Annotated in this window: 19 protein-coding genes; 6 read left to right on the top strand and 13 right to left on the bottom strand. The window is 54.0% G+C overall.

The annotated features are described in order from the left end of the window. Positions 1-38 precede the first annotated feature (38 nt). From SH528x_RS10265 to SH528x_RS10245, 5 genes are all read left to right on the top strand, one after another. Positions 39-2,201 carry a methyl-accepting chemotaxis protein gene (locus SH528x_RS10265; protein WP_442510432.1) on the top strand — a complete coding sequence of 721 codons (2,163 nt, stop codon included), beginning with the start codon at positions 39-41 and terminating at the stop codon, positions 2,199-2,201. 488 nt (positions 2,202-2,689) lie between these two features. Beyond that, positions 2,690-3,574 (top strand): hypothetical protein, encoded by an 885-nt coding sequence (locus tag SH528x_RS10260; protein WP_442510431.1) that lies wholly within the window; start codon positions 2,690-2,692, stop codon positions 3,572-3,574. A 2-nt stretch (positions 3,575-3,576) separates the two neighbouring features. Beyond that, a complete protein-coding gene (locus SH528x_RS10255) occupies positions 3,577-5,694 on the top strand; it encodes a DUF1553 domain-containing protein (RefSeq protein WP_442510430.1) in 2,118 nt (705 codons plus the stop codon). Between the two features lie 43 nt (positions 5,695-5,737). After that, entirely contained in the window at positions 5,738-7,120 is a 1,383-nt protein-coding gene (locus tag SH528x_RS10250) for a DUF1501 domain-containing protein (protein ID WP_442510429.1), read from the top strand. Then, positions 7,117-8,145, top strand: a complete 1,029-nt coding sequence (locus SH528x_RS10245) for a WD40 repeat domain-containing protein (protein ID WP_442510428.1) — start codon at positions 7,117-7,119, stop codon at positions 8,143-8,145. The genes SH528x_RS10250 and SH528x_RS10245 overlap by 4 nt, the downstream gene beginning before the upstream one ends. A gap of 91 nt (positions 8,146-8,236) precedes the next feature. On the opposite strand, the gene SH528x_RS10240 is transcribed toward SH528x_RS10245, so the two are convergent. The 12 genes from SH528x_RS10240 to SH528x_RS10185 all read right to left on the bottom strand — a co-directional run bounded on the left by SH528x_RS10240 (position 8,237) and on the right by SH528x_RS10185 (position 20,295). Next, positions 8,237-9,157 carry a F0F1 ATP synthase subunit gamma gene (locus SH528x_RS10240; protein WP_442510427.1) on the bottom strand — a complete coding sequence of 307 codons (921 nt, stop codon included), beginning with the start codon at positions 9,155-9,157 and terminating at the stop codon, positions 8,237-8,239. Next, positions 9,154-10,722, bottom strand: a complete 1,569-nt coding sequence (locus SH528x_RS10235) for an alternate F1F0 ATPase, F1 subunit alpha (RefSeq protein ID WP_442510426.1) — start codon at positions 10,720-10,722, stop codon at positions 9,154-9,156. The genes SH528x_RS10240 and SH528x_RS10235 overlap by 4 nt, the downstream gene beginning before the upstream one ends. Next, positions 10,719-11,516, bottom strand: coding sequence for a F0F1 ATP synthase subunit B family protein (locus SH528x_RS10230; protein ID WP_442510425.1), 798 nt, complete (start codon positions 11,514-11,516; stop codon positions 10,719-10,721). The genes SH528x_RS10235 and SH528x_RS10230 overlap by 4 nt, the downstream gene beginning before the upstream one ends. Before the next feature lie 3 nt (positions 11,517-11,519). After that, positions 11,520-11,801 (bottom strand): F0F1 ATP synthase subunit C, encoded by a 282-nt coding sequence (locus SH528x_RS10225; protein WP_442510424.1) that lies wholly within the window; start codon positions 11,799-11,801, stop codon positions 11,520-11,522. Positions 11,802-11,904: 103 nt separating this feature from the next. Further along, positions 11,905-12,606: a F0F1 ATP synthase subunit A gene (locus SH528x_RS10220; protein WP_442510423.1), complete on the bottom strand. Its 702-nt coding sequence runs from the start codon at positions 12,604-12,606 to the stop codon at positions 11,905-11,907. Beyond that, a complete protein-coding gene (locus SH528x_RS10215) occupies positions 12,587-12,952 on the bottom strand; it encodes an N-ATPase subunit AtpR (protein WP_442510422.1) in 366 nt (121 codons plus the stop codon). Before SH528x_RS10215 ends, SH528x_RS10220 begins: the two co-directional genes overlap by 20 nt. Continuing rightward, positions 12,945-13,292, bottom strand: a complete 348-nt coding sequence (locus tag SH528x_RS10210) for an AtpZ/AtpI family protein (RefSeq protein ID WP_442510421.1) — start codon at positions 13,290-13,292, stop codon at positions 12,945-12,947. Before SH528x_RS10210 ends, SH528x_RS10215 begins: the two co-directional genes overlap by 8 nt. Then, positions 13,285-13,692 carry a F0F1 ATP synthase subunit epsilon gene (locus SH528x_RS10205; protein ID WP_442510420.1) on the bottom strand — a complete coding sequence of 136 codons (408 nt, stop codon included), beginning with the start codon at positions 13,690-13,692 and terminating at the stop codon, positions 13,285-13,287. Before SH528x_RS10205 ends, SH528x_RS10210 begins: the two co-directional genes overlap by 8 nt. Continuing rightward, positions 13,664-15,151, bottom strand: a complete 1,488-nt coding sequence (atpD, locus tag SH528x_RS10200; RefSeq protein ID WP_442510419.1) for a F0F1 ATP synthase subunit beta — start codon at positions 15,149-15,151, stop codon at positions 13,664-13,666. The genes SH528x_RS10205 and atpD overlap by 29 nt, the downstream gene beginning before the upstream one ends. A 12-nt stretch (positions 15,152-15,163) precedes the next feature. Beyond that, on the bottom strand, positions 15,164-16,372 hold the full coding sequence (locus SH528x_RS10195; RefSeq protein WP_442510418.1) for a hybrid sensor histidine kinase/response regulator: 1,209 nt from the start codon (positions 16,370-16,372) through the stop codon (positions 15,164-15,166). A 318-nt stretch (positions 16,373-16,690) separates the two neighbouring features. Continuing rightward, positions 16,691-17,350: a response regulator gene (locus SH528x_RS10190; protein WP_442510417.1), complete on the bottom strand. Its 660-nt coding sequence runs from the start codon at positions 17,348-17,350 to the stop codon at positions 16,691-16,693. Continuing rightward, positions 17,347-20,295: a CheR family methyltransferase gene (locus SH528x_RS10185; protein ID WP_442510416.1), complete on the bottom strand. Its 2,949-nt coding sequence runs from the start codon at positions 20,293-20,295 to the stop codon at positions 17,347-17,349. Before SH528x_RS10185 ends, SH528x_RS10190 begins: the two co-directional genes overlap by 4 nt. Positions 20,296-20,372: 77 nt before the next feature. Here SH528x_RS10185 and SH528x_RS10180 point away from each other — a divergent pair, with 77 nt between their 5' ends. Next, on the top strand, positions 20,373-21,890 hold the full coding sequence (locus SH528x_RS10180; protein ID WP_442505442.1) for an ISNCY family transposase: 1,518 nt from the start codon (positions 20,373-20,375) through the stop codon (positions 21,888-21,890). A 288-nt stretch (positions 21,891-22,178) separates the two neighbouring features. Here SH528x_RS10180 and SH528x_RS10175 read toward each other — a convergent pair whose 3' ends face one another. Then, positions 22,179-25,304, bottom strand: coding sequence for a protein kinase domain-containing protein (locus SH528x_RS10175; RefSeq protein ID WP_442510415.1), 3,126 nt, complete (start codon positions 25,302-25,304; stop codon positions 22,179-22,181). Between the last annotated feature and the right edge of the window lie 347 nt (positions 25,305-25,651).

Here is a 25,651-nt window from a genome sequence, read left to right as displayed (position 1 = left end):
ATCATTTAACAGTGCGATTTTCTCCGGGGTACACGACCATGCGTATCGTCCATCAGTTGCTGATTGCAACGATTTTGCCGACGATTCTGATTTGGCTGGTGGGGATCTACGCAACCAGTGTCAGCGAAGCCAGTTTGCGCGATGCCATCGAAGCGAATTCGGTCACCCGCGCTCAAGAAGTCATGGACGAGGTCGATTGGATCATCCAAACCCGCGCGACGACGTGGCAGGCGTATCTGCAAACCGACTTGGTGCGCGCGTCATTGCGGCGATCCAATGACGAGATGATGCAGATGGACGATCCGGCGAGCTTGGTTGAGCAACGTGATCAGCAGTGGCGGGACACGCCCGCCGACGAAACGATCCCGTTGATGCAGCAGGTCACGAACAATGATCTGGCCCGCGACTTCAATGTTTGGCTGCGTCAATTGGAAAAAACGGCTGGGCATGCTGTTTTCGGCGAGGTGTTTATCACCAACCGATTTGGTGCTAACGTTGCCCAAACCAACCGTACCTCGGACTATCGCCAAGACGACGAATCATGGTGGCAAGATGCTGTTGAAAACGGATTTCATATCGAGGACGTCAGTTTCGACCAGAGCGCAGGAATCTACTCGGTCGACATTTGTCTGAAGGCGGTCGACGAGGACGGCGAGTTCCTGGGCGTGATGAAAGCCGTTTTGAATATTCAAGAATTGATTGAAATTGTCGACAAGTACAAGCGAAATAGTCAAAGCGACGGATATCTGTTGCTGTTCGATCGAGATCACAGTGTAATCCGCGAAGCCGGTGAAGAATCGACAGGGCTGCGAGACGGCAGTGCCTATTTTCGAGACGTCGATTTTGATGAGAACGAAAACGCATTCGTTGCAAATCTAACCGATGTTCGTGATGGCGAAGAGTTGTTAGGCGCGTTCGCGGTTTCTCGCGGACACGGTGACTTTGCAGGGATGGGCTGGGTCGTCCTGGAAGCAAGAAAAACTTCGGTGGTTTTTGCTCCGATCAAACGACTGCGCAACCAGATCATCTTGCTTGCCTTTGCCGCAACGCTTCTTGTCATCGCCGCCGGATGGCTGATCGCGCGTTCGCTAACCCGCCCCATCGATGAATTGCTCCAAGGCGCTCATCGCATCGGTCAAGGAGAACTCGAATACCGAATTCCTGCTGCGGGACAGAATGAAGTCGCCAAGTTAGGTGCCGGATTTAATCAGATGGCAGGAAACCTGCAATCAATGGTGGACGACCTGAAAACCAAAGAGGAAAAGCTGACGGAGCAAAACGAGCGATTGGAATCACAACGTTTGACCCTCGCATCGCAAGAAGAAATGTTGAGGGCACAACGTGAGCGGAATACGCTTTTCGAGGCGATCGCTGATACGGTCGGGCGTCTCAACTCAACCAGCGATGACATTCTATCAACGACGTCAAAACAGGCTCGTGGATCGCATGACCAAGCGGCTGCGGTTTCTGAAGCTGCGAGCACGATGAACGAGATCTCCAGCATTGCCCACGATACCGCAGGACGAGCCAATAGGATGGTCGACGAAGCTCAGCATGTCGAAGCGACTGCCGAAACAGGACGTAAAGCCATGGAAAAATCGATCGAAGCGTTGGAGTCCGTCAGAAGGCAAGTCGAAAAAACAGCCACCCACGTCATCTCCCTTGCCGAACAGGCTCAGGCGATTGGCGAAATCACTTCGACAGTCGACGATATCTCCGAACAAACCAACGTCCTGGCGCTGAACGCCGCTGTGGAAGCCGCTCGGACTGGCGAACACGGCAAGGGATTTGTTGTCGTGGCTGCCGAGATCAAACGGTTGGCTCAGCAATCGATGCAATCGACACGCGAGGTGCGCGGCATTCTAACGCAGATTCTCAATGCCATCCGAAAAGCCGTAGAATCGTCCGAGCAAGAAACGGTGGTCGTAGCCGAAGCCAGACAGGTGGCGCAGCAAACCGGTGACCTGGTTCAAAAGTTATTGGAGACGATCTCGGCGTCCGCGTTGACCGCGAAACAGATCGCTTCGGCAGCAACAAGACAAGCAACCGGTACGGTGGAACTCGATAAAACCATGCAGGACATGGAACGGATGACGGCCGACCACGCAACGGCGCTGCAAGAAATCGAACAATCGGCAATGAATTTAACCGAATTGAGCACGGAACTGGCGGGACTCACGTCCGAATCTGCCAACGGGTAAGCTTCGACAACGGGCCAAGTTTTGCGTTAGGTAATAGGTCCGTTGTTAGAGCCTTTTTGCTTCCTTGTAGTGGACGAGGCTACGAGTCCCTTCGTTCTTCCTTGTAAGCAGTTAGGCAGGAGTCTTTCAGTCTGTTGGCCGTTTTGGCGCTAGCCACGGTTCCGGCGTTCAACCGGGGCTAGCGCCAAAACGGCTAACGGAGTCTCTCCCAATGATTCCTGCCTACCTGCTTAGTGGACGAGGTTACGAGTCCCTTCGACTTAGTGGCACGACGGGACTCGTAACCTCGTCCACTACGGTGAAAACACTTCACCCCAAATAATTTGTAACAAAACTCTAACGACGAACTTATTGGGCGACGCCGGCCAATGCGACGCTGGCCAATGCAAAAAGTCCTGCTCTCGCAAAATTTTCGATACCCCTAAGGTCGTACAGGGTTGATATTATGAGCGAATCTCAACTTCACGCACATTGCGAGGCGAGTACACATGATGCATGCGATCTTACGAGCGACCGTGATCACGCTCCTCCTTACCGCGGTCGCTGTCGCGGACGAACCGCTTTTTTCGGGGCCACAAGTTGGCGAGGAACTTCGGCCCTTCGAGGCAATCGCAGCATTTGGTGACACTGGCGCCGTCAATGCCTTAGACGGCACAAACGATTCACCGATTTTAGTCGTATTCGTCCACCAGATAACTCGCCCCTCGGTCGGTCTGATACGTTTGCTGATGGATTTTGCGGCTAGCAAAGAGCAAGCTGGGCTGAAGTCGCGTCTGGTATTTCTTACCGACGACGTGACGGAAACCACCGCCTACCTTAAACGAGCACGTCACGCACTGCCCCGAAGTGCTACGCCTCTGATTTCGACCGATGGAATCGAGGGGCCAGGTGCGTACGGCCTGAATCGAAAAGTGACCTTAACGGTGCTTGTTGGCTCAAAGGGTGTCGTAACGGCCAACTTTGCTCTGGTGCAACCGAGCGTGCAAGCTGATGCGACGAAAATCGGTCACGAGATCATCAAGGTCTTGGGCGGCAGCGACGCACCGACTTTGCAGCAGATGGGTTACAAAGAATCTCGGATGGCGATGAATCGGGCGGGTCAGCAACCCGAGCAGGACGCTATCTATCGTCAAAAGATGGCGCCCGTCATCCAAAAGAATGCTACCCCAGAAGAGGTCGCGGCGGCGGCAACCGATGTTGAGGACTTCGCCGCCAAGAATCGCTGGTTCCGCCAACGGGTTTACCAGGCGTCTCGTCTTATCACCGAGGGGCCTCGGCTGAAAGAATACGGGACACCCGAAGCGCAGGCTTATCTCAAGAAATGGACAAAGGAATTTGCACCGAAAGAAGACGAGCCGGCTGACAAAGAATAATCATGCGAAGTATCTGCTTCATCTTGTGCACGAGCTTGCTCTTTGCTGCGGCTAGTACTGCCGAGGATATCGACTTTGATACCGACGTGGTGCCTTTGCTTTCGAAGGCAGGCTGTAACGCAGCCAGCTGCCATGGGAGTGCGGCGGGGCAGGCAGGTTTTCGCTTGTCACTTTTCGGAGGCGATCCCGAATTCGATTACCGTTCGATCGTAAACGAACTCGAAGGACGTCGCGTCAACTACGTAACGCCACGAAGTAGTCTGTTACTGACCAAACCAACGGGACAGTTGGATCACGGTGGTGGCGAGGTGATGGATTCAAATGCCGAAGCTGCTGGAGTGATTGCGGAATGGATCCAAGCGGGCGCGACACGGAAGACGCGGCGACATCTGGAGCGGCTGATCGTTACCCCGACTTCGTTTGCCGCGACCACGATTCCGGCAGAGTTGCAAATCAATGTTACGGCGGTTTTCAGCGATGGGTTACAGCGTGACGTTACCGAAACGGCCATCTACGTCAGCCAAGACGACTCGGCGCTCGCCGTCGACGAGGCTGGCGCAGCGACAGTGAAACTTGCCGGACAGCATGCCGTGACCGTCCGATACGGCGACCAAGTGACTTCCCTATTGATCACGTCCCCCATCGGACCGGCAATCCCCACTCTACTGGACTCGGACCGCGGGAATTGGATCGATGACGAAATCAACGCAAAACTTCTCGCTCTTCGTCTGGCACCTGCCGAACCCTGCGGCGATCTCGAGTTTTTGCGACGTGTATCGCTCGATCTTATCGGTCGCTTGCCCTCGGCCGCGTTGGTGCAGCAGCTTGTGTCTACCCCCGATCCCATCAATCGAACAGAGCTTATTGACGATTTGCTGAGTTCGGACGAGTTCACGGACTATTGGACGCATCGGTTAGCGACTCAGCTCCGCTTACAAAAACCGGGCACCGACACTTTGGCAGCCAACACCTTTTACAGTTGGTTGCACGGCCAGGTGGCCTCCGACGCGGGTTGGGATTCGATTGCCGACTCGCTCGTCCTTTCACAAGGCGACTCCCACGAGACGGGGGCGGCTACGGTGCATCGATATTTCGCAACCGCCCGCGAAGAAGCCGAATACATGAGCGAAGTGCTGATGGGAGTACGGCTACGCTGCGCCAATTGTCACAATCATCCACTCGATCGCTGGACGCAGGACGACTACCACGGGTTGGCAGCGGTTTTTGTGGGAATCGATCGCGGCCAAGTGGTGCGGTTCACGGGCCGCGGCGAGATCACGCACCCGCGTACGGGTGAACCCGCGGTTGCCAAGATTCCTGGTCAACCATTCATTCCCGGCGGTGTTGACCCGCGGCAATCGTTTGCCGACTGGCTGACCTCGTCTGAGAATCCTTACTTTGCCAAGGCGATGGCTGGCAGAGTCTGGGAGACTCTGATGGGACGCGGACTCGTGAGCCCGGTGGATGACCTGCGTGCGACGAATCCACCCTCGCATCCTGAGTTGTTGGACCAGCTGGCTCATTATTTTTCGGAGAACAACTACCAACTACGTCCCTTGATCCGGCTGATCTGTAACTCGGCCGCCTATAACCGTGCAAGCCGAGCGATGGGCGGTGATAACGTCGACAATCGTTTCTACGTCCATGCGATCACGAAACCGCTGTCGGCGGAAGTCTTGGCAGATGCCATCAGCGATGTCACTGGCGTGGCGGATGAATATGACGGAGTTCGCAGGGCGATCAATGTGGTCGATCGAACGGTCTCGGCAAGCAAACTGGAATTCCTGGGTCAATGCTTGCCCGGCGAGCCGTGCTCGTCTGACGTCAGGATTGACCGAGGAATCGCCTCGCAACTTCATTTGATGAACGGTGGTCTCATCAATGAAAAGATTCGTGACTCCGATTGCCGCCTGCGCTCGCTGATTGAACAAGGAGCCTCGACCGACGAGATCGTCAACACGTTTTATTTGGTTGCGTTCAGTCGGCCGCCAACCAACAATGAACTGGCCGGTTGGGTTAATCGAATCAGTTCGACCGCTGACCCGCAAGAGCGAACTGCTCGCCTCGAAGATTTCCTTTGGGCTCTTTTGAACTGCCATGAATTCTCAACCAACAACTAGTCATCGTGCGGCTTTTGATTGTCGTCTTTCGCTCCGCGAAAGAATGCAACAATGCTACTTTCGCGGAGCGAAAGGCAACATTTATTTACCGCACGATGCTAAGTGGCAAGCCGCCACCAATCACAACAACATCGGTCGGCGAGATTTTCTTCACGTCGGCGGACTCACCGCTTTGGGACTCGGCCTTGGCAGTTACATCCATCGAGTGAATGCGGCCAGCCCGGCCGCTCGTGCCAAGTCGTGCATCCTGATTTGGTTAGACGGCGGCCCAAGTCATCTTGAAACTCTCGATCCGAAGCCCGATGCGACAAAGGAAGTTCGCGGCCCCTTCGAAGCCATCTCGACTTCGGTGCCGGGTATTCGAATCAGCGAGTTGATGCCGCGTACTGCGGCCGCGATGCAGCACACCGCCATCATTCGCTCAATGACTTCACCGCTGGGCGAGCACAATTTCGGCACTCACTATTTGCTGACAGGCTACAAACCAACGCCTGCACTGAATTATCCTGCCATCGGTTCCGTGGTGTCGCACCTGAATCGGCGTCCTGGTGACATACCATCGCATGTGGCACTTCCCGATTTGCGGGTGGGCGGGGGAAAGTTTGCCGCCGCTGGCTACCTGCCGCCGAGTGTCGCTCCGTTTGAAGTTGGCGGCGATCCTGCCAGCCCCAACTTTCAGGTTCGCGATCTCGATCCGTTCCCTGGCATCGTTGACGAGCGGTTGGGGCGACGGCGGAGCTATCTGCAGATGCTGAACGGAGTACAGGAAGCAGCTCAAATCGCTCCGCCGAACGATGCCGCCTTCGAGCAGGCCTATCGGTTGATGACTTCGCCGGCCGCCAAGCGCGCCTTTGATCTGTCAGCGGAAAGTGACGACGTGCGTCGCCGCTATGGCGGCAAATCGATCGGACAATGCTGTCTGCTCGCACGCAGACTGGTCGAGGCCGGTGTTCCGTTTGTCACCGTGAACAACCGCGGCTGGGATACTCACAATGACCTAGTCACACGACTGAAGGAGGGCTACACAGGTGCGAAGATACCGGTGGGGCTCGTACCATCGCTCGACATGGCGTACGCCGCGCTAATTACTGATTTACATGATCGCGGTTTACTTGACGACACACTGGTCGTCGTGATGGGTGAGTTCGGCCGCACCCCGAAGCTTAATACCCAGGCCGGACGCGACCACTGGCCTCGCGTGTTCAGCGTGATGATGGCCGGCGGCGGCGTACCGGGAGGTCAAGTCATCGGCTCGAGCGACGACATGGGCGAAAGTCCCGATTCTCGTCCCGTTACGCCGGCAGATCTGGCAGCAACGATCTATCGATTGCTTGGTATCGACCCTGCAACGACTCTTTACACCAGTGACGGTCGTCCGGTGCAGGTCACCGCGGATGGCATCGCACTAAACGAGCTCGTTGGATGAACCGATTCACAAGCATTTCGAGCTTGCCTTGGCTGTTTGCGCAGCTGCACATCGTTTGCCGGTTGCGCCGGAGTGTTGTCACCGCTGCAGTGTTGATGCTTGGAATCATCGGCATGTCGCAAAGTGATGGCGGCCAACCACCGATCACCGCACTGACGATTTCAGCTGACGACACGACTCTGGTTGCCGGTTCGCAGTTGGGAGTTCACATCATCTCCTGGCCCAAGCTCGATCCCGCACTCGTTCACGACGTCCGTTTCCCACAGATTCACGACTTGAAATTTTCTCCTAACGGCAGGCAACTTCTGATCGCTGGCGGTGCTGCAGGTGAATACGGAGAGTGGAAACTAGTTTCGTGGCCAGAATTTGAAGTGATTGCAACTCGAACCTCGCACAGCGATGTGATTCATTCGGCCGCTTGGTTGTCCGATGACCTCTTCGTGACCGGCGCTGCCGATAATGATTTGATTCAGTGGCGGCTGTCCAGTGGCGAGGTAGAAGAGTTGCGTGTCGTCCATGGGCACTCTCGTCGTGTGTTGTGCGTCGAATCGATGAGTGAGCACGATTTGGTAGTCTCGGCCGGCATCGATCAGGTCTTGAGAGTGTGGAACTGCAAGCAGGGTATTCTCGCGGAGCATCCGCTCCGAAATCTGGATAACCACACCGGGGCCGTCTGCGATCTAGCGGTTAGGCCAGGTGGGCATGCGACTCCTTATCTTGCCTCGGCCAGCGTCGACAGAACGGTTCGGTTCTGGCAGCCAACGATCGGTCGGCTCGTCCGATTTGCGAGGCTGCCGGTCGAACCAGCTTCGATCGCTTGGAGCCGCGATGGTGAGCGACTCGCGATCGGATGCTCCGACGGAAAACTGAGAATCCTTAACCCCAACACCGTCGAAATCGAACAGACACTCGACGGAATCGAGGGCTGGATTTACGAAGTCACCGCAGCGGATGACGGCAGCTATGCGGTCGCAGGCGCGGGCGGATCCATAGCGAGAGTGATCGCAGCGGAATCGCAAAAATGAAGGATTCATCGCCGACAGAAACTTGCTCCGGTCGCCCCGCCGCAACGTCGAGCACGTTCGGATCGGCCGGTTCTGCGTGATGTAAGTGTCGCTAACGTTGCAACGCCTCAAAACCGGAAACGACGTCGAAGAGTTCTTCGTCAATGCTACTTTGTCGCTGGCGATGAAATGACGAGTTGAGTTTCGCAAGGAGTTCTTCAATATTTTTGTCAGCTCGTTGCATGGCAGCCAATCGACTGGCATTCTCGCTGGCCAAAGACTCGGCACAGGCGCGGAACATGGACACGAAAAGGTATTCTCCCGTTAGCTTGCGCATCGTTTGAAAATTGCCGCCCAAAACTTGTGGCAGATTCTTTGTCGGCCACGGGGTCTCGCTGAGCTGACCACGCCATGCGTCGTCCAGTGGCAGAAGACGTTGGCTGACCGGTTCGTACAGAGAACCGGACGTGGGTCGATTGTAAAACAAGTAGAGTTGGGACGCCGCGTGTCTTTCGGTTTGCGTCTCGTAATCAACGAGAAGTTGCCCTACCAAAGGTGCGATCGCTTTGACCGTGTTTGGCACGTTGAATTGACCGACCAGTTGAGAGTTTGTGTCAGCCAGACTCGCGTGGATTCGCTCTCCAACGGCCCAAATTATATGCTTGCCGGGCAAACTAGCGAGCGTTCCTATCGCCTCGTCAGCAATGATTGTGTTGAATTGTCCGACAAGGCCCTGATCGGAACCGAAGACGATCGCGGCGTTCATATTCGCGGCGGTTGCCTGCCCGCCCTCTGGTGCCTGCCCATGTTCTGGTGATTGAACGCGTTCGGATTGGATGTCGGCAAATTCGGCTTCTCGAATGCACACGCCAAGGGCGAGTTCGACGGTGCTGCTGTAATCGGCGAGCGCACGTACCGAACTTTCAAACTGGACGATTTTGGAAGCGGCCATCGCTTTCATCGTCCGCACCACCGATTGCAGATCCGTGGCTCCGCCAATCTGTCGCTTTAGACTTGCTGTTGTTTGTGTCAAGTGGCCGGTCCCTGGCTTGGTGGAAGCTTCGTATCAGGTGGTTGAAATGATTGAAGTGCGTCGCGAGCGATTCTTAAAATCTCGTCGCGGTCCGCATCACTTAGCGATTCCGCTGACTGGAGACGATCTTGTATCTCGTCGGAAAGACTTGCTGCGGCGGCTCGAACTGAGGCTTCGGCGTCTGTCATCTGATCCATCGGAACCTGATCAAAGAGGCCATCGGTCAGTGCCAACAGGACCATCACCTGCGCCGGCACGGAGACTGGCGAATGTTCAGCTTGTTTAAGACATGCGCGGATACGTCGGCCGTGTTCGATCATTTGGCGAGTGGATTCATCGACCCGAGCACCAAACTTGGAGAAAGTTTCCATCTCCTCGAACTGTGCGTATGCCAACTTGAGATCGCCAGCGACGGCACGGTAGGCAGCTCGTTGTGCCTTGCCGCCGACACGCGAGACCGATTTCCCCACGTCAACTGCTGGCAGGATACCCAACTCAAATAGCGATGGCGATAGATAGATTTGTCCGTCGGTGATGGAGATCAAATTGGTTGGGATGTAAGCGGAAATGTTTTGCGCCTCCGTCTCGATGATTGGAAGTGCTGTTAGCGAACCACCGCCAAGTTCCTCGCGCAGATGAGTTGATCGTTCCAAGAGTCGCGAGTGAAGATAGAAGATGTCACCGGGAAAAGCCTCGCGACCAGGAGGACGCCGAAGAAGCAACGATAACTCGCGGTAGGATCGGGCGTGGTGAGTCAGATCGTCATAGACAATCAGCACATCGCGGCCTTCTTCCATAAAGTACTCCGCAATCGTTGTTGCCGCGTACGGAGCGACATAGGAAAGTCCAGGTGGATCGTTCCCTTCGGCGACGACGACAACCGTATAATCCATCGCATCTTGATCCTTCAACGTCGCTATCACTTTCGCAACTGTCGATGCACGTTGCCCAATTGCGCAATACACGCAAACGACATCTTGATTGCGTTGGTTGAGGATCGTGTCGATGGCGATCGCCGTTTTACCCGTTTGGCGGTCACCCAAAATTAGTTCGCGCTGACCGCGACCGATCGGTATCAATGCGTCAACCACTTTCAGCCCTGTTTGAAGCGGCACCGTGACTGGGGCGCGGTCCATGATCGAAGCCGCCGGGCGTTCCACAGGCTTACGCTGGTTCGAGACGACCGCTGCCCTCCCATCGAGCGGACGGCCAAGCGGGTCGATCACACGGCCTAACAAACCGTCGCCGACCACAACGTCCATAACTCGGCCTGTTCGGCGTACTCCCGCGCCCGCATGCAGCGTCGTGTAGTCACCGAGCAGTACGACACCAATTTCATCGGCATCGACATTAAACGCAATGCCAAGCGTGCCGTTGGGAAACGTCACGATTTCGTCGTACCCAATCCCCGGCAATCCGGTGACTTGAGCGATGCCCGTCGAGACACTCGAGAGAGTTCCGACCTCGTGCGGCAGCAACTTTGGCGAAAACGACTGGCGACCACGAGAAAGCCGTTCGAACGCTTGCTCAAATGTGACTTGCATTAAGTCGTTTGGCTCGCTCATTGGGAGATACTCACTTTCGTATCGGCCGCGTGCACGGTGTCGTCGTCAAGCAGTTCGCTAACGCTTTTTTCAAGTGACGCGATATAGTCACCAATGCTCCATGCGATCCTTTGTCCGCCGATCGTCAATTCAATCCCACTTGCGACCTCAGCATCGGATTCAAATCTAACGGGCATCTCGGTTGAAAACACTTCATTGAGCGTTCGCTGGACGGCGTCGTGTTGCTCGGAAGACAGATCCAGCGAGCTCCGCACAATGGCAGGATTCGAATCGGAAACTTTGCATTCACGAACCGTTTTCTTCACATCATCGTTGAGCTCTCGCAGGCGAGCGAGAAAGACATCGCACATCCGTCCTTCTAAGTCGACACCAGCAAGGTCCGACAACGCATGGCGCGCGATGGCAAACACTTCGGCATGAGTCCGCTTGGTGATCTCCGCTTGTAGACTCGTGAACTCACGTTTCAACGATTCCTGGCGTTTCGTTCGCAAGGCGTCGGCATCACTCCGCGCCTCGTCAAGCATCTGCTGTCGTTTCGCCTTTACCTCTTCGGTTGCCTTCGTCAGCAACTCACTTCTCTGCTGGTCAAACTCTTCGTTCTTCTTTGTGAATTCGTCCCGTTCCTGCTTGGCTTCTCGCTTTTTCGTGTCCGCATCGGCAAGTTCGTCCGCGATTCGCTTTTCACGCTTGTCGATAGCATCCAAGATAGGCTTGTAGAGAAAACGCTTCAGTAGCCAGACCAAGATCAGAAAATTGACAGTCTGCGCACCGACGGTGAACCAATCGATGAGCATCGTTTAATTCCCTGTCGCTTGGGAGATGGCGTGATTCCAAAACGGGTTGGCAAAGATCAGAATCATCGACACGACGAAACAATAAATCGCCGTGGACTCGATCATTGCCAAGCCAACAAACAATGTTCGAGTGATCGTCGGCGAGGCATCAGGTTGTTGCGCAATCGACGTCAGCGCAGTGGCGACCGCCCTGCCTTCGGCTAACGCTGGCCCCATTGTGCCAAAACCCGTCGTGATCCCCGCAATGACAATCGACGTCACTGCGATCCAAGTCATGCTATCCATGTTGTTTCCTTTGAGATTGCATATGAAATTTCATAGGCGAAAGTCGCAGAGACTTTCGGTGATTCGTGTCGCGGTCGAAACTCTCTGCGAGTTTCACTACGGGTCAGTTTGTCGTTACGGATTCAGTCTCGACCTTTGGCTCGCGAACACGTGTCGCCGCGGCAATGTAGACCGCTGCCAAAATGCTGAAGATGTAAGCCTGAACCATCCCGGTTAGTAAACCTAGCAGTGTCATCACAATGGGGAAGAGGAAGGGCGTGATTGAAAGCAAGATGCCGATAATCATGGCCCCACTCATCATGTTGCCGAACAGACGAATCGCTAGCGCCAACGTTCGCGATACTTCGCTGATCAAATTGAACGGCAGCATAATGAATGTCGGCTTAATATAGGATTTCAAGTAGCCGCCAACTCCCTGGTCTTTGATTCCAAACATTGGAACGGCGACAAAGACGCATAACGCCAGCGCACAGGTGGTTGAAAGTGACCCTGTCGGAGGTTCATAGCCCGGAAGGATCGTGAACAGACTCGCGGTGGCCACAAACAGAAACAGTGTCCCGATAAAGCCGAGGTATTTCTCAGGTTTGCGAAGCCCGATGCTTTTGATTTGCTCGACGATTCCAGTGACGATAATTTCCAGTAAGTTTTGCCAGCCAGTGCGTTTGATCTCCGTCGACAACGTCCGAGTAATCAGCAGCGATCCGATGGTCAGCACCAGCATGATGACCCATGTGAAAGCAATCGTAGCGTTGAGTTTGACGAAACCTGATTGCCAAAAAATCAATTCATCGGGACTGAGACGCATGCTCGATCTCCTCTTGGTAGCGAGAGTCGCAGAGATTTTCGGAATTCGTGGCGGGATCGAAACTCTCTGCGAGTTTCGCTACGGGAGCAGTCAGTCGTGTCACCACGATTCTCGCGAACAAGAATCCAGCAAGGCACAGCAGGACTCGTTGCCATTGTCCGTCCGCGACGAAATAGAAACCGACGAGTGTCACTGTCATTCGCGAAACATGGCTGACTAGAAACCAAGACGCAGGATGTGCCGAGGTTAGGCCATTGCGAATGGTCCACCATAGCCCACCAAAGAAAATCGCACCTAGGGTCAAGCCCACGACGAGAGGCACGACATTGTTTGCGATCTCATTCATGTTCGTCCTCATTCTCTTCATGCATCGCTTTGTCCTCTTTGGAAACCCACATCCAGGCATTGAAACAGCCGATCAGCAAACCAGCCACCAGCAACATCAACGTCCACGACTGGCCACGAGGAAAGCGATTGTCGAGCCACATGCCAACTGCCGTACCCACAAGCGTCGGCACCACGATCGACCAACCGATCAGCCCCATCATACCAAGCCCAAACCAAACGCCGGTGTCGTGACGCCGCATCGCCTTGATTTTTCGCTTCGCTTTCGTGTCTACTTGGCGAGCAAACTTGGACGACTGACTCGCCAGTTTCGTTTTATTCGGTTCGGGGTGTTCATTCATGCTGGAACTGCGCAATGTGACGAACAAAATCGCTTTCCATTCTCGCCAGAACGGCGCGAACGTTTTGCTCTTGTTCATTCAACGTCAAGAATTCTCGCTGTACTGCTTCACGAAGTTCACTCAAGTCCACGCCCACAATAGCGTTTCGCACCGACACCAGCACGTTCAATCCGGTCTTCACCATCGCGCCCTCGTCGACGGCCACGAACGACTCACCGGCGTCTACCGTTTGGTAGACGAGGATCCCAGGCGTAATCGCTGCCACGCAGTCGAGTCGGTGCGGCAATATCCCAAAGGAACCAAACTGAGTCTCTGCTACCACTCGCAAAACATCGGTACACTCGACGAGCACTTCAAAAGGCAACAGGATTTTAAGCGTCATGTGGGCTTGGATTGGCATGCTCCGTCTCCTTGTCACTAAGCGGCTCCGAATCGGTGGGCATTTTGGCTTCGTCGACCTTGCCGATCATGTACAGAGCTTTTTCCGGATAGTCCTTAAACTCATCGTTCAAAATCCGGCTGCACCCGTCAAGTGAGTCTTCCAAACTGACCGATTTGCCTTTCAACCCGGTGAATTGCTCGGTGGTGAAGAAGGGTTGAGTCAGGAATCGTTCCAACCGCCGAGCGCGAGCGACAACGTTTCGATCGTCCGGTGATAGTTGTTCGAGCCCGAGCATCGCGATGATGTCCTTCAAGTCGTCGTATTGAGCGAGTGTGCGCCGAATCTCTTGCGCCAATTCGTAGTGCTGCTCACCAACAATGCCCGGTGTCGCCATTTTGGAATTCGACTGCAGGGGATCAATCGCCGGAAACAATCCCTCGCTCGCTCGTTTTCGTGACAGAACAATCGAAGCCGACAGGTGCGAGAATGTGTGAACTGCGGCGGGGTCGGTAAAGTCGTCGGCGGGGACGTAGACCGCTTGGATCGATGTGATCGCGCCCGAATCCGTGTTCGCGATCCGCTCTTCCAAACCGGAAAGCTCGGTTCCCATCGTCGGTTGATAACCCAAACGTGACGGCATTTGTCCCATCAAGCCCGAGACTTCCATACCAGCTTGGATGAAGCGAAAGATGTTGTCGATCAACAATAACACGTCGCGGTGTTCTTCGTCACGAAAATACTCCGCCATTGTCAGGGCTGCGTGGCCAACACGAAACCGGCTGCCCGGCGGTTCGTTCATCTGACCGAAAATCATCACCATGTTGTCAAGCACACCGGCGGATTTCATTTCGCGGTACAGTTCTTCACCTTCGCGACAACGTTCGCCGATACCACAGAAGATACTCGTCCCTTCTTCGTGGCCGACCATGTTGTGAATCAGCTCGGCCAACAGCACTGTTTTGCCTACCCCGGCGCCGCCGAACAATCCCGCCTTGCCACCGCGTTCTAAGGGCAAGAGCACGTCGATCGCTTTGATTCCCGTCTCGAATACTTCCGATTTCGTCGATCGGCGGACGAGTGGAGGTGGCGTTTGATGCACGCTTCGCCACTGCACGTCTTCCAGAGCCGGGCCACGATCAATCGTGTTGCCGAAGACATCCAACATTCGCGATAAAATCGGTTTGCCCACCGGAGCCAGCAAAGGACCTCCTGTGTCCGTCACTTGGGTCCCCCGTGCTAGTCCCTGCGTGGGTGTGAGTGCAATCCCGCGCACGCGATGGGCATCGAGTTGCGCGAGCACTTCGATCGCAATTTCCTGGTCGGTCCCAGCCCTCAACATCGTGTGGATCGCAGGCAACCGCTGCGTAAAGCAAACGTCCACAACACTGCCGCGCACTGCGACCACCTTGCCGAAATGCAATTCCGGTTGCACGGCGTTAGTCGGTACTCGGTGCTTTGGGTCGTTCGCTGTCGTCATTAGGTGCACATTTTAGCATACCGACGGTTCGCCGATGCGAAGAAGTGTCTCAGTAAGCACCGCAATGCTCGTTGGTTTAACAAGGTACCGATCAAATCCTGATTCCGCGGCAAGCTCTCTACTTGCTGCATCGGCGTTGCCTGTGAGTGCAATCAGAACCAAATCTTTCAATTCGACGCGACTGCGAATTTGGCGTGCGACTTCGTAACCGCTGATGCCGTGCATCTGTAAATCGAGGAAGACCACCTCCGGCTGGTCTTGCAGTATCATTTGGATTGCCGTCTCACCGTTGTCGGCAACCGTGACGGACTGATGAATCTTTCGAAGCAGTTGCGACATCAGGAACCTCATCGACCGATCATCGTCCACGACCAAGACGCGATAATTTGGTAAATGCGTGCGATTAACCTGATCAGAGACGAACAGCCTCGGTCGAGGAATGATTTCGTCAGCGGCCATCTCGGCAACCATTGGCAATCTCACCACAAACGTGCTGCCATGTCCCAAACCTTCACTGAACGCTTCAATCATCCCTCCATGGAGTTCAACGATTGATTTGGCTAGACGAAGTCCGATTCCAAGACCGTCACCACTCGTTACGGAACGTTTCTCAGAGGGACCATTTGCTAGAAAGATGTTTTGTAAATCATCGGCCCCCATCCCGCGTCCGTTGTCGCAAACTCGTATGACCGCCGCGTCGTTGTCCTTCTCGATCGAAACAGAAAGATTGCCGTTGCGATCGGTGAACTTGGCAGAATTATGAAGCAAATTGGCTAGGACCTGCACTAGCCTCGACTCGTCACCGAGCATTGTTATCGGCAACACGTCCAGATCTACCGTCATCGTGTGACCACATCGATCAATAAACGGCTGGACCTCCTCACAGGCGTGGTGAATCACTTTGCTGATATCGACAGCCGCTTTTCTAATGGAAAGTTGTCCGCGAGCAATCCTTCCCGTGTCAAGCAAGTCATCGCTCAGCCGAGTCAATTGTGAGACCTGACGACGCATGATTTGTAGCAACTCTTCGGTTAGTTGAGGATCATCCATCGACGATGGCCAGGCTTGCAGAGCGTAGCTGAGTGCGCTAAGCGGGTTTCGAATCTCGTGTCCCAGAATCGCAAGTCTCTCTTCGGTTAAAGGCACGTCGTTTGCTCTTGCATGTTGCGTGTTCTCGCATTTGCAATACTCGCTCGTCTGTGGATTCAAGCTGCCTGTCATTGTCGATCTTCCCAATGAAAAATGTGAGAACTTCGGTCGGCGCACGATGCGTTCTTGCAAAGTGAACTCGAAAATCCATCGAGCAGCTCTAGTCCACGAGCGTTTTACTCGGGCTGTGGCAGGCCATAGGCCAGAAATCGAACGATGGAATCGTAATACTCCAAAATTCTGGTCGATCAACTCGAATTCGAAAATCAAGCAATCTATTGTTTTCGCATGGCGGATTCTGCCATAGGCGTATGCCCTCCCCGTAGCCGATTTCGCCAGAGATTGGTGGGTCATGAACCCAAAGTCTGGCGACTTCGGCTACTTCCTGACTCAGGTGCTTTCGAGCATCGCCTGAAACGCCATACGGCTCAACTCGTTCGCAGTGCTAACGTTCAATTTTCGCTTGAGATGTTCACGATGCGTATCGATGGTATGTGTGCTCAAAAACAGTTGCTCTGCAATCGCTCCCGTCGTCATGCCTTCACCAATCAAGCGGAAGATCTCTCTCTCCCGATCACTGAGGCTGTCGATCGGATTCTGTTCCCCAGAAGTATTCTTAAGTGCGGACGCCACCAACCTCGCTTTAAGCTCTTCACTTAAAAATCGCTCGTTCTTGAGAACCGTGCGAATCGCATCGATCAACTTTTCATTCGTTTCCTGCTTGTTCAAATAGCCCAACGCACCTGCCCGAAATGCACGCTCTGCATAAAGCGACTCCTTGTAAGCTGAGATAGCCAGGAACTTGACCGTCGGATTTCGAGATCGAACTCGCTTGATCAATTCGATCCCGTTTCCCGACTTGAGCGAAATGTCGACCAAGACCAAGTCGGGACATTGCTCGGAAATGACTGTAACCCCCTCGTCTTCCGTCGCAGCGACTCCGGAAACCTCCCAGCCAGGCTGGGCTGTGATCCGCATGGTTAGGCCATCTCGCATCAACGGATGATCATCAACAATCACTATTCGTGTTTTCACAATTTCATTTTTCATCCCAATTTCCTTTGCCTTGGTATCGTGCAGCGCACAATGGCGCCGCTGTTTTGCCCAGCCAAAATAGACACTGAACCGCCAATGACGCTGGCGCGATATTCCATAATTTGCAACCCTGCTCCTTGATTAAGCTTGCCGCCCGCGTTCATCGAGGAGGCATCCATCCCGACTCCGTCGTCACTGACTTCCAATAGGATCTGGTGCTCGTCAGCCGAAAGTGAAACGCAGATATCTTTCGCTCCGCCGTGTCGCTGAGCATTGTTGATTGCCTCTTGAGCGATTCGATACAGATGCGTTGCAACATTGTTACTTTCGATTGTCATTGAACCGCTGTGGACGAAGCTGCAAACAACCTTATCTTCAACCGTTGTATCACTCGCAAGTTCAGTCAATGCTGAATGCAATCCTTCGGCGTCGATCTGTACCGGCATAATTCCATGTGATAGTGACTGAACATGTTGATTCGCCTCCTTCAATCCCTGAACGAGCTTTGAAACGTTGAACATCAGACGCGAAACGTCGGCGTGATCAAGCGCCAATGTTTGACGATGATCATCTACTGTCTGAATTCTTTGGTTAAAGAAATCTTCGATTGTCCCTGCGATCAATGACAATCCGGTAAGCTCTTGCTGAGTGCCATCATGCAGTTCTTGCCCAATGCGACGCTGTTCGTCCGAAGCTATCTCTAGTACTTTATTCTGAAGCTCCTTCCGCTGAGATACGTCACGAATGACAACGATAAGTAGCGACAAATGGTCGATTCGACTTACCGTCAATTCTGCGTCAAAGCCTGTGCCGTCTTTGCGTTTCGCTATCAACTCGAGGTAGTTTCCGATACCGGACTCAGATATCGGCAAGTGTTGGATTGACGATACTCGAATCAGACGATTGCAATCGGTAGACGTCAGCAGTGACAAAATGGATTTGCCGAGAATGTGTTCGCGGGGATAGCCAAACATTCTCTCCGTGGCGGGATTGAGACTAGCGATGGTCCCCTCGTCGTCGATGGTCAAGATTGCATCTGCGGCAGAGTCGAGGATTGCCTCCAGGTGCTCCTTGCTTTCCTGCAAAGACTTTTCCAGCAAAAGCCTCTCCGTGAGGTCAATAAAAGTGATGACAACCCCAAGGATTTGATCGCCATGAGACCGATAGGGCAGAATTCGCCGGAGGTACATTCGAGAATCGTCCCCCTCGATCGTGCTTTGAATCGGTGTCGATTCACGAATCACTTTTCGGCAATCACTCAGCAAACAATCATCGATGAATCGAGTCGTGATATCGCTAAAAGGACGCCCAATATCGGTAGATCGTAAGTTCAATAGTTTAACCGTTGGTGGCGTAAACCTCTGGATCTGCAAGTCGCCATCCAAGAATAATGTCGCAATCTCCGTGCTGGCGAGCAAATTTAAAATGTCGTTATTGGCGACATCGAGCTCGGTCACTTTTTCAAGCAGTTCCGAATTTACGGTACTGAGCTCTTCATTGAGCGACTGCAACTCTTCTTTTGACGTCTCAAGTTCTTCATTTGCCGATTGAAGTTCCTCGTTCATCGACATGATTTCTTCATTGGAATTTTTGAGATCCTCGTTGGCACCTTCCAATTCCTCGATCACGCCTCCCAGTTCTTCGCCGTGTGACTTGAGTTCTCGTTCGAGTTGATTCGCGTAGGAGGAGGACTCGGCATTCGGTGATTCCGACAATACGGCGGGTCGTGAGACCGCGGCGATCCGAGATTTGTCGGCGAAGCTAATTAGCATCAGCGATTCCGCCTCCATTCGTGTTTTTATGACGCGGACATGAACGGTGCAGACAATCGTATCGTCGCCGCGTTTCATTTTAGCTTCGATTTCAGCGTCAGTGTCTTCAGCGACTGATTTTTGGCATGCGAACCGCAGTTTTGACCGCAGCCCTGGACGACACATGGACAATAGATTGTGGTTGGGCTCGCCCGCAGGAAACTCGAAGTAATCAACCAGTGGTCCGGTGAGGTACAGGACTTCATAGCGGCGATTGACCAGTACGCTAGCGGGCGAGTAATTGCTGATGAGAGCTTTCTCGACGAGTTCCTTATATCCTTGACGCGGCGCAATGGAAGGTAATTGCATCGTACTGCGTCCATGAGGACCGTGCGTCGCGACCAGCGGAAAAGGTATTCCGCTGCGCCGACTCGAAACCACCTTTTTAAAGATCCGCCATTTCTTAGAGATCGACCCGAAGAGGTGATCGGCGTGTGCAATCGATTCAGACGGCCCCAGCATCAAGACACCATCATCTGCCAGCGCAAAATGAAAAAGCGAGATAACCTTTCGTTGCATCTCTGGCTCCAAATAGATCAACAAATTTCGACATGAAATGAGATCGAGTTTGGAAAACGGTGGGTCGTAAATTAGGTTCTGCCGAGAAAATACGACCGACTCTCGTAGTTGCTTGCCGATTTGATAGTGGGCCTCATCGGCCTTGGTGAAGAACCGGTCTAAACGCTCTTGTGAAACGTCGCTCGCGATGCTTGAGGGATAGACTCCAGCTCGAGCCACTACGATGGCAGCCTCATCGACGTCGCTGGCGAATACTTGGATGGGCCTTGTAGAGGTCGGCTGTTGAAGAACTGCATCGCTTCGCCCGTCGAGACACTCGATCAATAGCAGCGCAAGCGAATAGGCTTCTTCACCGGTTGCGCAGCCGGGGACCCAAACGCGGAACGGAAAACGAGCGACGTCGCGGTTCGTAAGCTCGGGAAGCAATTGGTCGGATAGCTCTTGATAGGCCTCAGGGTCTCGAAAGAAAGCTGTCACGCTAATGAGCAAGTCACGGTACAATGCCGTGGCTTCCTTCGGATCTTCCTTGAGACGCTCGACGTATTGCTGCAAGTGTTCCAAGTGATGCAGTCCCATTCGGCGCCCGATCCGCCGCAATATCATGTTCTTTCGGTAGCTAGTGTCTGTCATCAAACAGAATGATCCCGTGTTTTACGGGGTTATTTAGAAAAAAGCTCCTTGAAGACTGAACCGTTTGACCGGTTCGAGTGTTGAAACAGTTAGGAAAAACCAATTTCATCACAAATCTTCAAGGAGTGGTCGAGATGCGAAAGAGTTATGAACCTCAGATGCGGTTCGCAGCAACCCCCATCGCGCAGTTGCAATTGAATCTGAATTGTCGTGACGAAATTATACCCGTTCTCGCTGCCCTGCGTCATGTCTATCTCGACGGTCCGCTGCGAAGAAGCCTTACCAACTTAATCGCGCAAGATGTCAGTGAGCTCTCGCGCCGCGATACCGGCAGACCCGGTTTCGATGATTGGCAAATTCTCGTGCTGGCAGTGCTCAGAATGAATTGCAATTTCGACTACGACAAACTCCAAGACCAAGCCGAGAACCATCACAATCTCCGTACGATCCTCGGTGTTGACGATTGGGAGCAAGACCCGAATTTCGACTTTCGCCGTATTCGCAATTCGTGTTGTCTGATCAAGCCTGAGACAATTGAGAAGATCAACCACATCATTGTTCGACACGGACAACAGTTCCATGGCGATGCAGTAGGATCGGCTCGCGCCGACTCGTTCGTGATCGAAACGAATATTCATTACCCAACCGAAAGCAGCTTGATGTACGACGGGATGCGGAAGATCATCCCGCTGGCCCGCACCCTTGCTGACGAAATCAGTCTTCCTCGGTGGCGTCAGTCCGCTCACTTGTTAAAGACGATCAAAAAGCTTCATCGACAAATTAATCAGCTCTCTGCCAGTCGTATCGTCAAAAAGAAGGAGGCGATCGAATCGCTCTACTGTAGCCTGATAGAGCGTGTAGACTTGATCCTCCAAAGAGTCAAAACACTGGAAAAGGCAGCGAAAAACGCATTGCCTCTCTCGCTGCACATTCGGCTTGAGGAACTCACGGGTTGGGCCAGTTTGACCCAACAGGTTCGTGATACCGCGCATCGCCGAGTGGTGCTGGGCGAGAGCGTTCCCAACAGCGAGAAGCTGTTCAGCCTTTTCGAAACTCATACGCAACTCTACCAACGTGGCAAAGCAGGCGAGCCGATTCAGTATGGACGACTGGCAATGATCTTTGAGGACGGTGCGGGCTTCATCAGCCATTACTATCTGATGGATCGTGATGAAACCGACGGCAGTGTCGTGGTTGAGCAAACGAAGATCGCCCAGCAGCGTCACCAAGGTAAGCTTGAAGAACTTTCGCTTGATCGTGGCTTTCACAGCGCGGCGAACGTTAAAGCCTTGTTGCCGATCGTTGGCAACGTCAGTTGTCCATCGCGGAACTCTCAAAACTTTGCAACCGAAGTTGCCAACGAGTCAGACGACTCACGCCGACGTCGACACCGTCACGCAGGAATCGAATCCGCGGTCGGTGCGTTGCAGCGGGGCAACGGATTGAAACGTTGTCGTGACCGCAGTGAAGTTGGTTTTAAACGCTATCTTGGCCTAGCCGTGCTGGGGCGGAACCTGCAGGTGCTTGGCCGGCTATTGATCGCGGCAGAAAACCCCGACGCTGCAGCGGCAAAGACAGTACGTGCAGCGGCCTAATTAGGTCAAAGACACAACGCAGAGTTGATCAACGACACCCTCCTGGCTGAAGGTACGCGCAGTCATCTGAAAACACTGCAAATTCGCCCCTCATCGTGGTGTTGAAGGCGGGTCGCCAACAATCTTCACACTAACGTTTCGCCCTCTCAAGCTGTAAAATTACGCCGCCTCGAGGTTTTATGACAGACACTAGCTACGCTCGCCAGAGCGTGGATCCACCGTCTGGTGACGGTAGCTACGTAACATCGACTGCCACTTAAACATCCGACGGTACTAAGCCACCGAGAATTAGCGTGCAACAAGGTAGGTGCCGGCGAAGCGGTCACTGAACAATCGGCGGCGGCTTCGATAGATGACGACCGCGAGGCAAGCAATGACGACGACGCTCGCGGCCGAGAATCGTTGAAGTGTTTCGATCGGCCAATCACCGGAACTCCGACCCGATAGCGTCCACAACAGAATCAACACACAGACGGGTACGATTCCTGTCGCAAGCATCCGGATGAACACTCGCAGGCCTGAGGCTCGCTTGCCACGGCGGTTGACAAAGGTCAACCCGAACAGTCGCACGATCACGCCGCCCCTAAACAATAGCCCGGTCACAAGACTTGGTAACCAAACCATCTGGATCCAACAAAGCGTTGCCCAAAAGAGACCGCCATGGAGTCCAGTGAAGCTGTTTTCCAGACGAGGAAGTTCGCCATGCGATTTTCGGATTTCAGCAACCAGGGCCGCTGCCGCATCGGCCTCTGATTCGCTTGGATCGGGCAATGCGGAAATCTCGTTTAGCGTTCGACGGTATGTTTCACGCATGGTTTGTCCATAAACGGAAAACATGACCTGATCATCATCCATGGTTTCGCTATAGTTGGCTCTCGCGTAAGTCTTCAATGCATTGACTCGTAACGTATTGTCGCGCCGACCTGAATGGAACTCTTCGTCGATCAGAGACAGTATCCCAGCTAGTTCGCGTGCCTCGGGCATTGATGCTTCCTGCTGCTGGTACACAAGCGTCATCATCATACTCGAAAGAATCGTAAACATCGGCAGCATCAGCGTGGCTGCGACCATGCCAGCGACTCGGTAAGGAACGCGAACCGAACGCTTCATTCGCAAAGTATCGGCCAGCTCTTTCGCCGATTCCAGTGATGGGGTGTGTTGCAGATCCTCGACCAACTTTGCATCGGACAGCGACATCGCATGTACACCTTTGTTGGTGGTGCGATAGCGATCGGCTAACAAAAGGCCGACGTCACGTAGAACACGAAGGCGACCCGCAATCTCGGTCTGTTCCGTTCCCGTTCCAATCGTAGGTGCATGGTTGAATTTTGCGTCGCCGCGTGGCTCACAGAGCACACCGAACGGTAATAATTTCAGCTGACCGCCCTCGGTTACCCACACATGTTGGATCGAAAGTTTCTCGGGTAAATCTGCCGCTCGCGAACCGGCAGACAACTCATCGGCCAATTGTCCAAGCACTTCTTTCGCAACGTGCCAATCGAGCGTTTTCGCTTCGTCGCAAGCAACCGGCCAGCCTGAAAGTGCTTCGTACGCATCCCACCTTTTCTGCGGATCGACTTGTCCGCCTAGCCAGCGCAAGCGGCTGGTCCTCGTCGCGTTTCGTTGAGCCGTCGTTAGTGGCGATGCGTTGGATGAACGAATGTACAACCAAACGCGGCGAAGTAAGGTGGCATCGTAGCCAAGCAGCAATTCGCCCTGATCGGTGCTTCCGAACTGTCGAAGAACGTGATAAGGACCGATCATCTCGGTGCCCGACTTGGCATCGAACGCCTCATGAGCATCCACACGCGGATTCCGTGAAGCGACGCTCATGCTTTCCACGACCCGCGTGCCCGAAACAAGGTCGTGGACTGCGGCGTTACCGTTGCTAGCACGAACCGTTAAAAACATCGAGACTGAAATCAGCAAACGCGACCAGCCAAGAAGCATCATTAGCAAAGCCATGCCGAGCGATGTGACGTCGCGAAATTGCTGGTCACCAAGCAGGAAGCCTGCAACGATACTCGGCAAGACTGGCGGCATAATGAAAAGCAGCGAACGCATCACTGCCGCGACGAACGACGGTCGACTGTCGCCTTGGATTACCTGCAGCCTCAGCATTCGTTTGCCAAGGGTTTTGCCGTAACGCCATTCACAAAGTGCGAAGTACAGAAACTGCATTGACACGCCGGCGACGGAGGCAATCACGGAGCTAAAGCCCGGTAGCGGGTCTCCAGGGCTTATCGACGTCCGACTTGCAAACAACCAAATGCTGATGGGACTGATTGCGATCGACAGCAGACAATAGTCGATCGCCGCTGCTAGGAAACGGCTGCCCAACGTAGCTGGCGTGGGGACTCGTGAACTGAGCGGAATCAGTGCGTCACGTAATTCGCCGTAGCTCGCAAAGCGGTCGCCCGGTGCCTTCTTCAGGCATTTGGTGATGATGCGCTCCAGTTCTGGCGGAGCATCCATCGCGGCATCCTTCAACGAGGGTGCCGTGTTGTCCAGGACGCGAGCAAGCAATTGCACCATGTTGTCGGCGACGAACGGAACCTGTCCGACGACCAGGTAATACAACGTGATCCCAATCGAATATATATCGCTGCGGTGATCCAACGGTTCGCCTCGCAGTTGTTCCGGCGACGCGTATGCCGGCGTCCCCAAGAACGTTCCGACTTGTGTGATCTCGGTCTGTGTCCGAGCCAGTTCTGCTCCCGCGGGTAGATCGCGGCCTACGGCGGTGATTGACAATCCAAAGTCGCCAATCTTGACGTGACCTTCTGCATCGACAAAGCAGTTGTTCGGTTTGATGTCGCGATGCAACACGCCGGCATTGTAGGCCGCTTCCATGCCGTCGATGATTTGCAGGATCGCGTCAACGGCCGCTTTCGGGCTGAGCCGACCGTTGGCCTTGACCCATTGCCCGAGTGTTCCGCCTCGCACCAACTCCATGCAGATCGTCGGTCGGCCTTCGATCTCTTCCGTGCCATAGACGTAGACGCTGTTGGGATGGTTGATCGACGCGGCCAATCGTCCCTCGCGAAGAAACCTCGCCCTCGAATCACGATCATCCAGCGAATGTCCCATCACTTTCAACGCAACTCGGCGAGCCGTCGGCGTGTGATCGGCTTCGTAGACGACTCCCATTCCGCCATGGCCAAGTCGTCCAGTAATTCGATAGTCGCCAAACATCTGGCCGGGCGTTAGGTCAGGAAAATCGCTGTCGTTGGTTTCCCCGCCGCTCAGCACGACCGATTGCGTCACGTCCATTGGGCCAGTAGCGATTTCCGATGGCGAAGGATGAATCGCCAGACGCATTAGGCAATTTGGGCAAACGATTTTGCCAGCGGCTCGAGCAAGCTTTTCACCGCAGCGTTGGCATTGTTCGCCGTTTTTGTCACTGTCAATCATTGTCGGACTCCTAGTTGAATCATCGGGCTAGTTCGACTGTCCCATTTTTTCGATTTCAGCGTATTCGTGAGCCGACGGCGCTAGCCGCGGGCCTTATTTTGCCAACGTTTTACCGAGCGTCAGCCCGACGCTAGCGCGTTCGGCTCACAAAATGGGACAGTCGAACTAGGCGGCTGTTGACTTAGTGAGCCGCTCGCGCGTGAGCGGCTTATCCCACGCATTACCCGGTGCCTTACGGCCCACGGCTCACCACTGCGATTTGCATTTCGATTAAATCAACAGTCTGCTTAGGAGTCGATAACAGAAAAAGTTGCCATGGTTACAGAAATTCTGAGATTTTGATCAGT

The organism is Novipirellula methanifontis, from assembly GCF_052161655.1.
Taxonomy (GTDB): domain Bacteria; phylum Planctomycetota; class Planctomycetia; order Pirellulales; family Pirellulaceae; genus Novipirellula.
Note: the sequence above shows the minus strand (reverse complement) of the source record. Positions and strands in the feature narration are given on the sequence as shown.

What these genes read in the sequence shown, in the direction of transcription:
- SH528x_RS10265 (WP_442510432.1), top strand. Translation starts at nt 39, where the DNA reads ATGCGTATCGTCCATCAGTTGCTGATTGCAACGATTTTGCCGACGATT.
- SH528x_RS10260 (WP_442510431.1), top strand. Translation starts at nt 2,690, where the DNA reads ATGATGCATGCGATCTTACGAGCGACCGTGATCACGCTCCTCCTTACC.
- SH528x_RS10255 (WP_442510430.1), top strand. Translation starts at nt 3,577, where the DNA reads ATGCGAAGTATCTGCTTCATCTTGTGCACGAGCTTGCTCTTTGCTGCG.
- SH528x_RS10250 (WP_442510429.1), top strand. Translation starts at nt 5,738, where the DNA reads ATGCAACAATGCTACTTTCGCGGAGCGAAAGGCAACATTTATTTACCG.
- SH528x_RS10245 (WP_442510428.1), top strand. Translation starts at nt 7,117, where the DNA reads ATGAACCGATTCACAAGCATTTCGAGCTTGCCTTGGCTGTTTGCGCAG.
- SH528x_RS10235 (WP_442510426.1), bottom strand. Translation starts at nt 10,722, where the DNA reads ATGAGCGAGCCAAACGACTTAATGCAAGTCACATTTGAGCAAGCGTTC.
- SH528x_RS10230 (WP_442510425.1), bottom strand. Translation starts at nt 11,516, where the DNA reads ATGCTCATCGATTGGTTCACCGTCGGTGCGCAGACTGTCAATTTTCTG.
- SH528x_RS10225 (WP_442510424.1), bottom strand. Translation starts at nt 11,801, where the DNA reads ATGGATAGCATGACTTGGATCGCAGTGACGTCGATTGTCATTGCGGGG.
- SH528x_RS10220 (WP_442510423.1), bottom strand. Translation starts at nt 12,606, where the DNA reads ATGCGTCTCAGTCCCGATGAATTGATTTTTTGGCAATCAGGTTTCGTC.
- SH528x_RS10215 (WP_442510422.1), bottom strand. Translation starts at nt 12,952, where the DNA reads ATGAATGAGATCGCAAACAATGTCGTGCCTCTCGTCGTGGGCTTGACC.
- SH528x_RS10210 (WP_442510421.1), bottom strand. Translation starts at nt 13,292, where the DNA reads ATGAATGAACACCCCGAACCGAATAAAACGAAACTGGCGAGTCAGTCG.
- SH528x_RS10205 (WP_442510420.1), bottom strand. Translation starts at nt 13,692, where the DNA reads ATGCCAATCCAAGCCCACATGACGCTTAAAATCCTGTTGCCTTTTGAA.
- atpD (WP_442510419.1), bottom strand. Translation starts at nt 15,151, where the DNA reads ATGACGACAGCGAACGACCCAAAGCACCGAGTACCGACTAACGCCGTG.
- SH528x_RS10195 (WP_442510418.1), bottom strand. Translation starts at nt 16,372, where the DNA reads ATGACAGGCAGCTTGAATCCACAGACGAGCGAGTATTGCAAATGCGAG.
- SH528x_RS10190 (WP_442510417.1), bottom strand. Translation starts at nt 17,350, where the DNA reads ATGAAAAATGAAATTGTGAAAACACGAATAGTGATTGTTGATGATCAT.
- SH528x_RS10185 (WP_442510416.1), bottom strand. Translation starts at nt 20,295, where the DNA reads ATGACAGACACTAGCTACCGAAAGAACATGATATTGCGGCGGATCGGG.
- SH528x_RS10175 (WP_442510415.1), bottom strand. Translation starts at nt 25,304, where the DNA reads ATGATTGACAGTGACAAAAACGGCGAACAATGCCAACGCTGCGGTGAA.